This is a genomic window from Aureisphaera galaxeae, assembly GCF_028561275.1.
Taxonomy (GTDB): domain Bacteria; phylum Bacteroidota; class Bacteroidia; order Flavobacteriales; family Flavobacteriaceae; genus Aureisphaera; species Aureisphaera galaxeae.
In genome coordinates this window covers 97090-111616 of record NZ_JAQQTF010000004.1, presented here as the reverse complement: position 1 = coordinate 111616, position 14527 = coordinate 97090, and the positions used below count along the sequence as shown (strand labels likewise).

Annotated in this window: 16 protein-coding genes; 9 read left to right on the top strand and 7 right to left on the bottom strand. The window is 41.8% G+C overall.

Going from position 1 to position 14527, the window contains the following annotated elements:
• Positions 1–33: 33 nt before the first annotated feature.
• From POV27_RS05280 to POV27_RS05260, 5 genes are all read left to right on the top strand, one after another.
• Entirely contained in the window at positions 34–1005 is a 972-nt protein-coding gene (locus POV27_RS05280; protein WP_272861696.1) for a DUF368 domain-containing protein, read from the top strand.
• A complete protein-coding gene (locus tag POV27_RS05275; RefSeq protein ID WP_272861695.1) occupies positions 1006–2019 on the top strand; it encodes a DUF368 domain-containing protein in 1014 nt (337 codons plus the stop codon). It abuts the gene before it with no gap.
• A 4-nt stretch (positions 2020–2023) separates the two neighbouring features.
• Positions 2024–2755: a shikimate dehydrogenase family protein gene (locus POV27_RS05270; protein WP_272861694.1), complete on the top strand. Its 732-nt coding sequence runs from the start codon at positions 2024–2026 to the stop codon at positions 2753–2755.
• A 93-nt stretch (positions 2756–2848) separates the two neighbouring features.
• The gene (locus tag POV27_RS05265; protein WP_272861693.1) at positions 2849–5017 is read left to right on the top strand and encodes a DUF349 domain-containing protein; all 2169 of its coding nucleotides are present in this window, start codon (positions 2849–2851) and stop codon (positions 5015–5017) included.
• Complete coding sequence (locus POV27_RS05260) at positions 5018–5644, top strand: class I SAM-dependent methyltransferase (protein ID WP_272861692.1); 627 nt, start codon at positions 5018–5020, stop codon at positions 5642–5644.
• Here POV27_RS05260 and mazG read toward each other — a convergent pair.
• From mazG to ruvX, 4 genes are all read right to left on the bottom strand, one after another.
• Positions 5641–6417: a nucleoside triphosphate pyrophosphohydrolase gene (mazG, locus tag POV27_RS05255; RefSeq protein WP_272861691.1), complete on the bottom strand. Its 777-nt coding sequence runs from the start codon at positions 6415–6417 to the stop codon at positions 5641–5643. The genes POV27_RS05260 and mazG overlap by 4 nt on opposite strands.
• Before the next feature lie 70 nt (positions 6418–6487).
• Entirely contained in the window at positions 6488–6904 is a 417-nt protein-coding gene (locus tag POV27_RS05250; protein WP_272861690.1) for a DUF5606 family protein, read from the bottom strand.
• A gap of 60 nt (positions 6905–6964) precedes the next feature.
• Entirely contained in the window at positions 6965–7555 is a 591-nt protein-coding gene (def, locus tag POV27_RS05245) for a peptide deformylase (protein WP_272861689.1), read from the bottom strand.
• A 225-nt stretch (positions 7556–7780) separates the two neighbouring features.
• Complete coding sequence (gene ruvX, locus POV27_RS05240; RefSeq protein WP_272861688.1) at positions 7781–8191, bottom strand: Holliday junction resolvase RuvX; 411 nt, start codon at positions 8189–8191, stop codon at positions 7781–7783.
• A gap of 107 nt (positions 8192–8298) precedes the next feature.
• Here ruvX and POV27_RS05235 point away from each other — a divergent pair, with 107 nt between their 5' ends.
• Positions 8299–9114, top strand: coding sequence for a 2,3,4,5-tetrahydropyridine-2,6-dicarboxylate N-succinyltransferase (locus POV27_RS05235; protein WP_272862648.1), 816 nt, complete (start codon positions 8299–8301; stop codon positions 9112–9114).
• 224 nt (positions 9115–9338) lie between these two features.
• Here the strand turns inward: POV27_RS05235 and POV27_RS05230 are convergent, their stop codons facing one another.
• Positions 9339–10094: a lipopolysaccharide kinase InaA family protein gene (locus POV27_RS05230; protein WP_272861687.1), complete on the bottom strand. Its 756-nt coding sequence runs from the start codon at positions 10092–10094 to the stop codon at positions 9339–9341.
• A 43-nt stretch (positions 10095–10137) separates the two neighbouring features.
• On the opposite strand from POV27_RS05230, the gene POV27_RS05225 reads away from it, so the two are divergent.
• Positions 10138–11223 carry a glycosyltransferase family 9 protein gene (locus POV27_RS05225; RefSeq protein WP_272861686.1) on the top strand — a complete coding sequence of 362 codons (1086 nt, stop codon included), beginning with the start codon at positions 10138–10140 and terminating at the stop codon, positions 11221–11223.
• Positions 11213–11788 (top strand): class I SAM-dependent methyltransferase, encoded by a 576-nt coding sequence (locus POV27_RS05220; RefSeq protein WP_272861685.1) that lies wholly within the window; start codon positions 11213–11215, stop codon positions 11786–11788. Before POV27_RS05225 ends, POV27_RS05220 begins: the two co-directional genes overlap by 11 nt.
• A 324-nt stretch (positions 11789–12112) precedes the next feature.
• Here POV27_RS05220 and POV27_RS05215 read toward each other — a convergent pair whose 3' ends face one another.
• Positions 12113–12946: a glycosyltransferase family 2 protein gene (locus POV27_RS05215; RefSeq protein WP_272861684.1), complete on the bottom strand. Its 834-nt coding sequence runs from the start codon at positions 12944–12946 to the stop codon at positions 12113–12115.
• 73 nt (positions 12947–13019) lie between these two features.
• Here POV27_RS05215 and POV27_RS05210 point away from each other — a divergent pair, with 73 nt between their 5' ends.
• Complete coding sequence (locus tag POV27_RS05210) at positions 13020–13757, top strand: glycosyltransferase family 2 protein (RefSeq protein ID WP_272861683.1); 738 nt, start codon at positions 13020–13022, stop codon at positions 13755–13757.
• Here the strand turns inward: POV27_RS05210 and POV27_RS05205 are convergent.
• Positions 13754–14437 (bottom strand): polysaccharide deacetylase family protein, encoded by a 684-nt coding sequence (locus tag POV27_RS05205; protein ID WP_272861682.1) that lies wholly within the window; start codon positions 14435–14437, stop codon positions 13754–13756. The two genes, POV27_RS05210 and POV27_RS05205, sit on opposite strands and share 4 nt — an antisense overlap.
• Positions 14438–14527: the final 90 nt, after the last annotated feature.

The window sequence follows — 14527 nt, the reverse complement described above, 5'->3', positions numbered from 1 at the left end:
TTTTGGGCTTGTCAAAAAAACGAAGTCCTGTTTATGCCTTCCCGTAACTTATTTCAATACTTGGTTATTTCCCTAAAAGGAATCGCCATGGGTGCCGCAGACGTCGTTCCTGGGGTTTCTGGAGGAACAATCGCCTTTATTTCTGGAATCTATGAAGAGCTTATAGAGACCATTCACAAATTGGATTTAGGGTTTTTCAAAGTCTGGAAAAAAGAGGGGCTAAAAAGTGCTTGGAAGCAATACAATCTCGCTTTTCTTATCGCACTTTTTGGAGGTGTTTTGGTGAGTATTCTCTCTTTGGCAAAATTGATTAGTTGGTTATTGGATAATCATCCCATTGCCGTTTGGTCGTTCTTTTTCGGTCTTATCATTGCGAGCATTGTATATGTAGGCAAACAGATAAACCGTTGGAATGCACAAGCAATTATCGCCATCATTGTGGCGACCGTAGTATCCTATTTCATCACGATTATGGAACCTGTAGGATCTCCAGAAAGTACGTGGTTCCTGTTCTTTGCAGGATGCATCGCTATTATTGCTATGATTCTCCCCGGTATTTCAGGATCGTTCATCCTATTATTATTGGGGGCATACGAAGCGGTTATCGGCACGATTACACAGTTCATAGATAGCATCCGAAATCTAGACGGTTCCCTTTTTATGGACGCTTTTGTTAAGATGTTGGTGTTCGCATTAGGAGCTGTGGTAGGACTCAAAGCATTTTCGAAGGTATTGAATTGGATGTTCTCGAACCACAAGAACCTCACCCTTGCCATTCTCACCGGATTTATGATCGGGGCCCTAAACAAAATATGGCCGTGGAAGGAAGTACTCTCCTACCGAACCAATCATGACGGGGAGCAGGTTCCCTTCTTGGAAAAAAGTATACTCCCAACACATTTTGATGGCGACGCCAAATTATGGTTGGCCATTTTATTTCTAATCATAGGATTTTTAACCATTTTCATCTTAGAACGCATAGCAGTTGCCAAAAAAACCGAATAAATGACCGAAACCCGAACCCTAAGCGATAAAATCTGGCTTGTTCTTAAAGGATTGGCTATGGGTGCGGCCAATAAGGTTCCAGGGGTTTCTGGAGGGATGGTAGCTTTTGTGGCGGGATTCTATGAAGAGTTTATCTATTCCCTTCAGAAAGTAAACGGAACAGCCTTTAAATTGCTCATTAATGGAAGGTTTGCTAGCTTCTGGAGGTACATTAATGGAAGATTCCTAGGTCTTCTCATTTTGGGAATGGTAATAAGTTACTTCAGTGTTTCCAAATTGTTGGATTACCTACTTGTTCATTTCGAATTGTATGTTTGGAGTTCTTTTTTTGGAATGATCATCGGCTCTATCTATTATGTAGGTAAGGATTTCGGAAAATGGAATCGTAAATATCTAGGGTATCTCATCATCGGGGCTGTCATCGGAATTAGTATTAGTTTCTTGGAACCCGCCAAGCAAAATGACCAGTTATGGTTCGTTTTCTTTTGCGGAATTATAGGGGTAAGCGGAATGACCCTTCCAGGACTTTCCGGCTCCTTCATTTTAATCCTTTTAGGAAATTACGTACTTCTTTTGGTCGATTCGGTAAACGCTTTGTACGATACCATTGCCGATTTTTTCCGCTGGGATTTTACCTTTATGGACGACCCTTTGCGCATTAATCTGCTCGTTGTATTGGCTGTTTTTGCCATAGGCTCCTTAACAGGCTTAGTCTCCCTTTCCCACTTTCTCGGTTATCTCCTAAAACGCTATAAGCAAGCAACTTTTGCTGTAATAATTGGATTCATTACCGGCTCCCTGGGAGTGGTTTGGCCTTGGAAAAACACCTTATACGAAGAGGATGCAATAGGCAACATTTTATTGGATGCGAACGGACAGGAAATCGTCACGGGATACAGCCGTTATTGGCCATCAGAATTTTCTTTCGATACACTTCTGGCGATTTTTTTTATCATTGTAGGCGTATTGATCGTACTTAGTTTAGATTGGTACCAAAAGAAGACGACCCCCTAACCACATGGCACGATACGGACTTATAGGCAAGAATATTGACTATTCATTTTCGAAGGCTTACTTCACCTCAAAATTCGAAAAGGAGAAACGACGGGACACTTATCAAAATTTCGATTTAGAACATATTGACCTCCTTCCAGACATCGTAGCCCAATATCCCGATGCCAAAGGATTTAATGTAACCATTCCCTACAAGGAATCGGTGATGGAACTTCTAGATCGGATCGATAAGGAAGCTTTAGAGATTGGAGCGGTAAACACCATTAAGAAATTAAAAGATGGCCGTTTGGCTGGATACAATACAGATCATTATGGTTTTGCCAAATCCTTGGCAGATTTCCTTCCTTTAGAAGCCAAAACAGGGTTGGTGCTTGGAACGGGGGGTGCCGCCAAAGCTGTTCGATATGTGCTAAAAGCCATGGGCTTCGAGTACCTTTCGGTATCCCGCCAAAAGACCGAAGAAACCATCACTTACAAAGAGCTTACGCCAGAAATCATGGCGAGTCACTTTCTCATAGTGAATTGTACACCCTTGGGGACCTATCCCAATGTGGATGAATGTCCTAGCATTCCATACCAACAAATTACCGACAAACACTTCCTTTTCGACCTCATCTACAACCCTAGTGAAACCGAATTCCTAAAACGTGGATTTGCCAAAGGGGCGAAAGTGTGTAACGGCCTTAAAATGTTGGAGTATCAAGCCGAAAAAGCTTGGACCATCTGGAAATCCTAAATCTACAGGCTTTAACACTTAAAGTCCTTTGCCATGTGCAAGGTTGTTAGTATCTTTCACGTTCCTATAGTATGAACCCTAACATCGAAATAGATGTCTGACAAAGAATTGCAAAACGAAAAAGAAAAGGAAACTGCCGAAAATCAGCCTGTTGAACAACCTACTGAAGAAACTGCAGCAGAAACCCCTACCGAAAATCCTGAAGTCCCCGAAGCTCCTGCTCCGGAAAAAAGTGGTGACGACTCCGAAGGTACAGTAGCCGAAGAAACCACTCCTGAAGAGACGGTTGCCGAAGATACTTCGGAAGAAAAAGCCGAGGAAGCTGTCGAAGTAAAAGAAGAGAAAACCACCGAGGAAAAAGTAGAGGAACCAGCTGCATCTGAACCTCAAGAAGAGACAGAAGCGGAAGAAGAAGCACAGGAAGAAGTCGCGGCTCCCCAAGCCAAGGAGGAAGAATCTGAAGAAAAAGAGGAATCGGAAGAAGAAGAAATCGAATCTTCTGACGAAGAACACGAAGCACCGCTTGAAGAAGAAGAGGATGTAGACTATCACTCGTTAAGCAAGGAAGAACTGATCTCACATTTTCAGAAGTTGCTGAAGGAAGGGGACGTTCAAAAAATAAAGAACAGCGTTGAAGAAATAAAGACAGAGTTCAATGCTAAGTTTGCCGAAGAATTACAGCAGAAAAAGGATGAATTCTTGGCCGAAGGAGGAAATATTATAGATTTCCATTACACCACTCCTTTAAAGAAGCAATTCAATTCTTTGTATTTCGATTACAAGGAAAAAAGAAATAATTACTACCAGAATCTTAAAAGGGATCTTCAGGCCAATTTCAAGAAAAGAGAGGAACTTATTGAGGAGCTGAAAGGATTGCTGAATGCTGAAGAAAACATCAATACTACCTATCGTCATTTCAAAGATATTCAGGAACGCTGGCATACGGCAGGACCGATTCCAAGGGACAAATACAATACCGTTTGGAACACCTATCGCCACCATGTGGAGAACTTCTATGATTTTCTTCACCTAAACCGTGAGTTCCGTGATCTTGACTTCAAGCATAACCTAGAGCAAAAGTTAAAGCTCATTGGCCGTGCCGAAGAATTGGCACAAGAAGTTGATCTTAGTAAAGCTTTCCGCGAATTGCAGATGTTGCATAAAATGTGGAAAGAAGATATTGGTCCTGTAGCCAAAGAGTTTAGGGAAGACGTTTGGGAAAAGTTCAGTGCTGCTACCAAAATCATCCACGAAAAAAGACAGGACTATTTAAAGGAACAAGAGTCTCAATTCGAGGATAATTACAATCTAAAAAATGAGATCGTTACCAAGATCAATGAGGTAACCCAATCTACCCACTCCAGCCATAAAGCATGGCAAAATGGAATAAAAGAGGTTCAGAAATTGCGGGATGCCTATTTCGAAGTCGGGAAAGTACCCCGTTCCAAAGCCAAAGAAATTTGGAATACCTTCAAGGAAGCCACCCGAGGATTTAACCGAGAGAAAAACAGCTTTTATAAAAACCAGAAGAAAGAACAATACACCAATCTCGAGAAGAAATTAGAGCTCATTAAGATTGCTGAAGAGAACAAGGATAGTGACGATTTTGAAGTGATTACTCCTTTGATGAAGAAAATTCAAAGTGATTGGAAATCTATTGGCCACGTACCACGAAAGGAAAGTGACAAAATCTGGAAGCAATTCAAGGATGCCTGTAACCATTACTTCGATCGTGTTCATGCCGAGCGCAATGAGGCCAACAAAGAAGAAATGGCACATTTCGAAGCCAAAGAGACACTATTGAATGCCTTGGAAGGTCTCGAAATGAGCGGTGATCATAATGCCGATCTGGAAACCATCAAAGGTAAGATAGCCGAATGGAAAGCTATAGGCCGTGTTCCTTTCAACAAAAGAAACATTGAACGTAAATTCAATAAAGTATTGGACGGACTGTTTGGAAAGTTGAATCTTGGTAAGCAAGAGGCCGAGATGATTCGCTTTGAGAATAAGCTGAGCACATTGGCGTCTCAAGAAGATCGTAGAAAGCTTCAGAATGAGGAGTTCTTCATTTCTAAGAAGATCAACGAAGTACAGCAGGAAATCCGTCAATTGGAAAACAACCTAGGGTTCTTCCAAAACGCCAAAGAGGACAATCCATTTGTGAAGGATGTGCATAATAACATAAACAAACACAAGGAACAATTAGCCCTTTGGAAAACCAAACTGCAAAAAATACGTTCCCTGCGTAAAAAAGAAGAATAGATGATATGCCCGCTGTGTAAGAACACCAACATACATCAGCGGGAAGATGTCGCACAATTCCTAAACTGTTCCCATTGCGGAACCGTTTTCAAGAATCCCTATCATTTTCTAGATCTAGAACAGGAAAAGGAACGCTATCTATTGCACGAAAACAATGTAGAGGATCCAAACTATCAGCAGTTTGTAGCTCCTATTGTAACCGCCGTGACCCAATCGTTTCCGCCGTCCAGCCTTGGTTTGGATTTTGGTGCGGGAACCGGCCCAGTCATTTCAAAACTGCTAGGGGATAAAGGATATATCATGAAACTTTGGGATCCCTTCTTTCATCCCGATGCCAGCGTCTTACACGAAACCTATGATTTTATTGTGTGCTGTGAGGTGATTGAACATTTTCATAGACCCCAAAAGGAATTTCGATTGATGCACAAACTACTTCGACCCAAAGGAATGTTATTTTGTATGAGCGAGACCCTACCAGAGGATTCGGAGTTTTCGTCCTGGTATTACAAAAACGATCCCACACATGTAGTTTTTTATTCTGAAAAGAATTTAAAATGGATACAAGAGCAATTGAATTTCAAAAACCTTGAAATTAATGGAAAGCTCATTGTCCTAACAAAAGGTTAGAGCTGTTTGGCTTCGTTCCAATACACATCCATCTCGGCCAACGTCATCTCCTTAAGACTTTTGCCTTTTTCCTTTGCCTTGCCTTCTAGATACTGAAAGCGTTTCATGAATTTCTTGTTGGTACGTTCTAAAGCACTTTCAGGGTCTACTTTCAGAAAACGTGCGTAGTTGATCATAGAAAATAACACATCGCCGAATTCCTGTTCTATCTTTTCCGAATTATTTTCGGACACTTCTTCCTGAAGTTCTTCCAATTCCTCTTTTAGTTTTTCGAACACCTGATGCGGTTCTTCCCAATCGAAACCTACGCCAGCTACTTTGTCCTGAATGCGATTGGCTTTTACCATGGCAGGTAAGGATTTTGGAACGCCTTCCAAGACGCTTTTCTTACCCTCTTTCAGCTTCAGGTTCTCCCAATTCTGTTTTACCTCTTCCTCATCGGCCACATCAATATCCCCATAAATATGCGGATGTCGGGAAATCAACTTTTCGCAAATATCATTGGCCACATCGGCCATATCGAAATCGCCCGTTTCGCTTCCAATTTTGGCATAGAAAACAATGTGCAACAACAGATCGCCCAATTCTTTTTTCACCTCTTCCAAGTCATTCTCCAAAATGGCATCCCCCAGTTCGTAGGTCTCTTCAATAGTAAGGTGACGCAGGGTTTGCATGGTTTGTTTTCGGTCCCACGGACATTGCTCCCGAAGCTCGTCCATTATGGTGAGCAGACGATCGTAAGCAGCTAATTGTTGTTCCCTAGAATTTTGCATGTCTAAAACTAAAAAATCCTTACGACGGTAAGGATTCTTTTGGGTTTATTTTATCGAAAAGTTATTAAGGTTATTCCTCCTCGGAAGTGTCTTCATCGGTTTCAGAAAAATCCTTAATTCCATTCTTATTCAACAGATTGTACCACTGTACTACCTTCTTGATGTCACTGGGATACACGCGATCCTCATCATAGTCGGGTAATACATTGAAAAAGTATTCTTCCAATTCATCTTTGGAAGACTTGTGGCTTATGGCCTCCCCTCCTTCTTCCTTATCATGGATCTTTTGGAACACCTCACGCAAAGGTACTTCTTCGGTAAGGGTATAGATGGCTATTTCTGAAAGCAAACTCACATTGTGACGGGCACTTACTGTGATTTTCCTTCCATCCATAAGAGATTCTGCCAACAATCCGGTTCTTGTTTGTGTCTTTAATAAGTACAAACCGGGTTTTCCTGAAATTGATAATACTTTTTCTAAGCTCATTCGTTTTTTTACGTTTGAAGGGCGCAAATATGCAGCCTTATCATGAGTAATCCAAAAGGATTAACGTTTCTTTTTGGCTTGTGGAAATCGCATGCGATAGTCCACTTTTACCTTCCCTTTGGAAATATTTGCAAGCTTGCCTTTTATCAAACGCTTTTTTAGTGGGGAAAGTTTATCGGTGAACAAAATTCCTTCGATGTGGTCGTATTCATGCTGAATGATACGTGCTGCAATCCCACCCACGGTCTCTTTCTGTTTTTTGAAATTTTCGTCCAGATATTCAATGGTAATGGTGCTTTGTCTAAACACATCTTCTCGTACATCGGGGATACTCAAACAACCTTCATTAAAGGCCCATTCGTCCCCCGTTTCCTCAACGATTTTCGCATTAATGAATACTCTTTTAAAAGTAGAGACAAACTGTTGTTCTTCTTCAGATAGATCTTCATCATCTTCAAACGGAGTAGCATCTACAATAAACAGGCGGATTGGCAATCCAATTTGCGGGGCGGCCAAACCAATCCCATGGGCGGCATACATGGTTTCGAACATGTTCTCGATCAGTTCGGGAAACTTTGGATAGTCTTCAGAAATCTCTTTGGTCTCTTTCCGCAACACGGGATCTCCGTATGCAACTATTGGGTATATCATTTTTTTACTTAGTCTTTAGTCTATAGACATTAGTCTTTAGTCTCTTTTTTATTTTCTTTTTTTCTCGGAGTCCATTGAACCTGGAACTCATCAACTGCCTACTGCTACTGCCAACTGATACTTCGATATGTCCAACTTCGCTTCATAGAATACTCAGTGTCCACATCACTCTTCACTCATCACTCTTCACTCATCACTCTTCACTCATCACTCTTCACCCCTCACCTATTTCCTATTCAAATAGTCCTGAAGGATGATGGTAGCACTAATTTCATCTACCAAGGCTTTATTTTGGCGTTGTTTTTTCTTCAGTCCACTATCGATCATGGTTTGGAAGGCCATTTTGCTCGTAAATCGCTCGTCCACTCGCTCAACAGGAACGTTCGGGAATTCATTGGCATACACTTCCAAGAACTTCTGAATGTGTTCCTCTACCTGCGAATGGTTTCCGTCCCGTTGTTTAGGCTCGCCTACAAGGACCAATTCTACCTTTTCGGCAGTAAGGTATTCCTTCAAAAAATTCATTAAATCTTCTGTAGGAACCGTAGTTAGTCCCGAAGCAATAATCTGCAATTCGTCCGTTACGGCAACACCCGTTCGTTTCGTTCCATAATCCAATGCCAGTATCCTTGCCATAATTAGTTTGCAAAAATAGCGGTTTACAAAATAGTATGCTAAAAATGCGCCCTGATTTCAATGAGCGGATTATCTTTGTAGTTCTTATAAAAACCGAGTTTTACACCATGACTGGATTACAACAAATCATAGAAAACGCTTGGGAAGATCGTTCCCTACTTCAGAATCAAGAAACCCAAGACGCCATTCGCGAAGTAGTTCGCCTTTGCGATGAAGGAGAACTTCGTTGTGCCGAGCCTACCGAGGATGGATGGCAGGTAAATGAGTGGGTTAAAAAAGCTGTGGTGTTGTACTTCCCCATTCAAAAAATGGAAACCATGGAAGCCGGTATTTTTGAATACCACGACAAAATTCCATTGAAAAGAGGATATGAAGAAAAGGGAATTCGTGTAGTACCCCATGCTGTAGCGCGTCATGGCGCTTATGTTTCCAAAGGTGTGATTATGATGCCTAGTTATGTGAATATCGGTGCCTATGTAGATGAAGGTACTATGGTAGACACTTGGGCCACTGTGGGAAGTTGTGCACAAATTGGTAAAAACGTGCACTTAAGTGGTGGTGTAGGGATTGGAGGTGTATTGGAACCTTTACAAGCCGCTCCTGTAATTATTGAAGATAATGCCTTTATCGGTTCCCGTTGCATTGTGGTAGAAGGTGTCCGAGTAGAAAAAGAAGCTGTATTAGGGGCCAATGTAGTATTGACGGCCTCCACTAAAATCATTGATGTTACGGGCGACGAACCTATAGAGATGAAAGGTCGAGTTCCTGCAAGATCTGTCGTAATTCCCGGGAGCTATACCAAGAAATTCCCTTCGGGAGAATATCAAGTATCCTGTGCCTTGATCATCGGAAAACGAAAGGAAAGTACCAATAAAAAAACCTCATTGAATGACGCACTGCGCGAGCATGATGTGGCGGTGTAGGCGGTAGTTGATAGTCTATAGTCTATAGTCGATGGTTGATAGTTTTGGAGGTTTGGTTTCACCGAGTTCGTCAACCTTGAACCCGAAACCCGCCAACAGAAAACTGTCTAATGAAAACTGACACTTCGATACAATCCTACGGCTTGCAGGCTATTCTACTTCACCTCGATCCTCTCAGCTTCGTAGAACACTCAGTGTCCACATAACCTAGAACTCGGAACCGATTACTTCCTCCGTCTTCGCCTTCTCAACTTCTTCGCATTGACCTTCCTCTGAAAATTTCGGGAATAGTAGGTCATCCAATGATGAACCTCGTCTTCGGACATACCACAAAGCTTTGCGTATACAGGCGACATGATATTGATCATGGTTTTGGAAAGCCACAGTCGCCTAAAATTATGCATGCGCTTTTTGAACCCCATATCCTCAAAACGCATGCGGTTCAGGTCGATTAGGTAGAAATTATAGTTTCCATTTCCAGCTTCGCAGATGAGTGTATTCCCTGGGGAATGATCCAAGAAATTGATTCCTTTTTCGTGCATTTGAAAGGTAAAGGCCGCGAATTGCTCCAGAATCTCCTTTCGATTGGGCCATAACGGATTATGGTTTAGCACTCGGAAATCGAAATCATATTCCATGTGTTTGGAAATGTAGTAGCTTTCCTTTAATCCGAATCCGAATCGTTCAAAATAAGCCACGGGAGCAGGAGTACCAATACCCAACTCTTCCAGTTTTTTGGCGTACTCAAAGGAACGTTTGGCCTTTCCCTTCCTAAGGAATCGGTATACCAAACTTTGAAATGCATTCGGGGTTTTGAACTTTTTGATATTGAACACCGTATCGCCCACCTCAAATTTCTTGATAGCATTCCGTTCTCCCTTTACCACATATTCCCCAGCAGTATCGAAATTCTTCAATAACCCCAACAGCATATCTTGTTGATCTTGGTATTCGGGATGTACAACGAAGTTCGTCGGCATTTTAATTTTTAAAAATTCAAAAAAAAGATACCTTGCGAAGGTAATGCAACCAAAGAAAATTCTTGTCATACAGAACAAAAGAATTGGCGATGTCCTTATCGCATCGGTTCTGGCCAATAATCTTAAATCGCATTTCCCAAACTCGCATATCACCTATTTCGTTTACGATTATACAGCGGGTGTGTTGGAGCAAAATCCCAACATAGACAGGATCATTTTGGCCAAGGATGCAGAACTGAAAAAAATATCTGTATTGCTCAAAACCATTCGCCAAATACGAAAAGAAAAGTACGACATTATCATCGATCCCTACGCCAAGTTTCAAAGCCGGATGATGTGCTTGTTTTCCAAGGCGCCTATTCGTGTTGGATTCAAGCGAAAGAACAAAAAACTGAAGTTCCGCTTCTATACCCAAACCGTTACTTTTTTAGACAAGGCCACTTTACCCTGTGGAAAAGCGCTGGAAGATAGAATGAATTTGTTGGAAGAAGCCTTTGGTATGGAGAGCCCAGATCCTATGTATCGCATTTTCCTGAATGAAGAAGAACAAAATTACAATCGGATTGATTCGTTTGAACGTCCCGTGATTATGTTAGGCGTTTTGGGCAGTACTCCGAACAAGTCCCTGCCCTACGAATATACTGCAGAACTCATCGATTATCTGGCCGAAAACCACAAGGCAACTTTACTCTTCAACTATGCACCGCATCAGAAAGAAGAAGCCTTGAAGATTTATGAGATGTGTAAATTCAAAGAACAGATCGATTTGGATATCTATGAAGATTCCATCCGTGGATTCGTCACCTTAATGAACAAATGCGATCTCCTTATTTCTAATGAAGGCGGAAGCGTACACATTGCCAAGGCACTGGATCGCCCCACCTTTACAATCTATTCTCCCTATATCACAAAATCGCATTGGAATAGTTTTGAAGATGGAAAGAAGCACGATTCCATTCATTTATTCGAAGACGATGAAGATTATTTCGAAAGTTTGTCCCGGGAAGAAAAAAAGGAAATAGAAAGCAATCCTGAACAATTATACCGTAAATTGACCCCAAAACGCATTCTAGATAAACTTAAGCCGTATTTGAAACACCATCTAAACCCTCCCAAAAATGAAGTTTAAGGACCGATTTCGGCATTGGAAACGGAAAATGAAATTCAATAGCCAATACCTGCGTGGTAAGTGGGATAAGTTGGGTGGTGAAAAAGAGCGTGTGCGCTATGAACAGATCGATAATTACCTACAGCGCTTTCAGCCAAAAAGTATATTGGATTTAGGTTGTGGCGACGGAGTGCTTAACCGCAGATTGACCTATGATGGATTTGAATCCTTTCTCGGAGTTGACTATGCCGAGGTTTCCGTAAAAATGGCCAAAAAGCAAAACTTCCCCAAGTCCGATTTTGAAACCCATGACCTGCTTAATTTTAAGCCCAAGGAAATTTATGACGCTATTATTCTGAATGAGGCCTTCTACTACATTCACGATTCGGAACGTACTCGTGTACTGAATAATATTCTCTCCGGACTGCATGAAAACGGAATCCTCATTGTTTCCATTTTCCGGGAAGGCGCTACCTGTTGGGAATACTTCAAGGAAAACCCCAAATTAAAGGAAGAAGCCTTCGAAGTGGTGCACAGTACTACCGACGATACGTATTGGAAGGTGGGAGCATATTCTCAGTTGTAAGTTTTAAATGCTGAGTTTTAAGTGCTAAGTACTAGCTACGTTTTACATTTCAACTTTTACATTATACAATTTTCGGTTTGAAGGTTGCAGGTTCCGAGTTAGCGGGTTGAAATCGGGACACCGAGTGTTTTACGAAGTAAAACGTATCGAGGTGCCCTAAGAGCAAGCTATATAAGGAAAGTCGGACGTGTCGACACCTCGATACAACCCTTCGTGTCACTCAGCGTCCCAAATGCCAATTTCTACAATGACAAAAAAATTACAGTGGTAAAAATTTCACGCCGTATCCCAAAAGGCTATAGACCAAAGACTATCGACTAAAGCCTACTCAGGCTTTGGTCCTTTTACAATTCCATGTTCCGTCCACTTCTTGTTTTCGTCCTTTACGGCTTTACGAATGGCGAGATTTCGCTCTAACGATTCTTTGGTTTTGTATCCACGGGCGTGGTCTAAATGAAGTACTATAGCCTTATGGCGGATTTGCTTTGATTTAAGGCCGAAATTTTCCAAGCGTTCACCCAACTCACGATCCGGTCCACCGTATTGCATACGCTCATCGTATCCATTTATGGCAATGAGATCTTCCTTCCAAGCACTGGAATTACAGTTATTGAAACTGGCATTGGTAGGCGTAAGATAATCCAAAATAGAAGCCATGACAGGACCACTATTCAATTTAAGGGATTGGGTACCTTTCAGTTTATCTTGTTTTTTCAACCAAGAAACATCGAAACAACGCTCAGTACGGATATCATCCTCATCGATCACCTCACTGGTTTTCATCGGAAGCTTGCAGTATCCTCCAGATAGGAAATAACCCTCTTCAGCATATTTGGCATGTACTTCCACAAAATCCCTACGGGGAATGCAATCACCGTCGGTAAAAAGGATGTAGGGCATATTCGCTTCGGTAATCGCAATGTTTAGAATACGCTGTCTGCGGTAGCCATCGTCCTCGTGCCATATGTGACGTAACGGAACGGGATAATCTTTCTGAAAGGACTCGATAAGCTCTCGAGTAGTATCGCGGGAACCATCATCGGCCACGATCACTTCATAATGATTATAGGTCTGGTATTTATAGCCTTCCAACACCTTACGAAGCCAATCTTCCTTATTGTATGTACTAACGACAACCGAAATTCCTAAACTATCCAAAATGCGTTGTTTTAATGGAATGCAAAGGTAACGAACTTTCCCCTTTCAACCGCAAAATGATTACCTTTGAGCCGTGCCTACACTAAGTGTCATCATACCCACTTTTAACGAAGAAGCCTATCTGGAAGCAGCCATACGATCGGCTCGGTTTGCAGATGAGATTATTGTGATCGATAGTTTTAGCACCGACCGCACTCCAGAAATCGCCCAAAAATATGCTAAGGTCTTCTTGCAAAGAGAATTCGACAACTTTTCGAACCAGAAAAACCATGCTTTGGAGCATGCTACCTGTGATTGGGTATTGTTTTTGGATGCCGATGAACGCATTACCTATCTCCTTCAATTGGAAATAAAAAAGGCCATGACCGAAGGGAAATACCAAGGCTACAAATTGAATTTCCCACACTTCTACATGAACCGCTTCCTTTACCACCATAGCAGTAATGTATTGCGCTTGGTAAAACGAGAAGGCACTAAATACACTGGATTGGTGCACGAGAAATTGCATGTGGAAGGAAGTATTGGCACCTTGAAAAACCCAGTGCTTCACTTCACCTACAAAGGGCTCGAACATTATATTCAAAAGCGGGAAAACTATGCTTGGTTCCAGGCGGAGCAACTTCAGAAAAAAGGAAAAAAGGCCAATCTCTTCCTATTATTCTTTAAACCTACGTGGCGATTTTTCAGTTCCTATGTTTTAAAAGGAGGATTTAAGGATGGAATCCCGGGATTGAGCATTTCGGCTATTAATGCCTATGGAGTTTTTCAGCGATATGCAAAATTAATCCTACTGAAAAAAGGAATGCGCTAAAACCACTTCCCGTAGCGAAGTCTTCTTTTGAATTTAGCCAGGCTCCACTCCCCTTTCACATCAATCCTATTGATTTCGAAAGGATCCGAAAACGGAAAGGAATTCACCCGATTTCCAATACGCAATCCAAATTGAAAGCCATTGTCCTCTAAATGCTGAAAGAATACCTTTTTGCCTTCAGCATCCCTTGGGAATTTCCCGTACGGATAGGCAACCGAAGGATGCAACTTCAGTTCTTTTTCTGAAACTACACGGAATGCTTCACGAGTATCCTCTTCGGTTTCCGAAGGCGAAAGCGCATTGTATTTCTTATGGGCATAGCTGTGATAGGCCAATTCTATAAGGCCTGTAGGAAGGTTTTTCAAAGATTCTACATCCATAATAGATTCGGGAGTGTCGTTCCAGCGGTCTTTATCGCCTATATATTTCAGCGGGATGAAGAAGGTAGCCTTCATTTGGTACTTCTCTAAAAGGGGTACGGCATACTCCATCTGATTCACATAGGTGTCATCGAACGTAAGGACGATATTCTTCTTTTGAGGGAGCTGCGAAAGGGATTGCAATTCGGACAAATGGTAACTTTTGTATCCCTGCTGAGACAAATAGTGTAGCTGAGCTTCCAATTTTGAGGTAGCAATGGTTAACCCAACACTATGCTGTGGGTCTACTTTGTGATACATTAAAATAGGGAGTTTTGCCAAAATCCGTATCCTTCAAATTTATATGAATTACTTCGAGACAAGCCTCGGAGCATTTCACGCTCGCTTTGC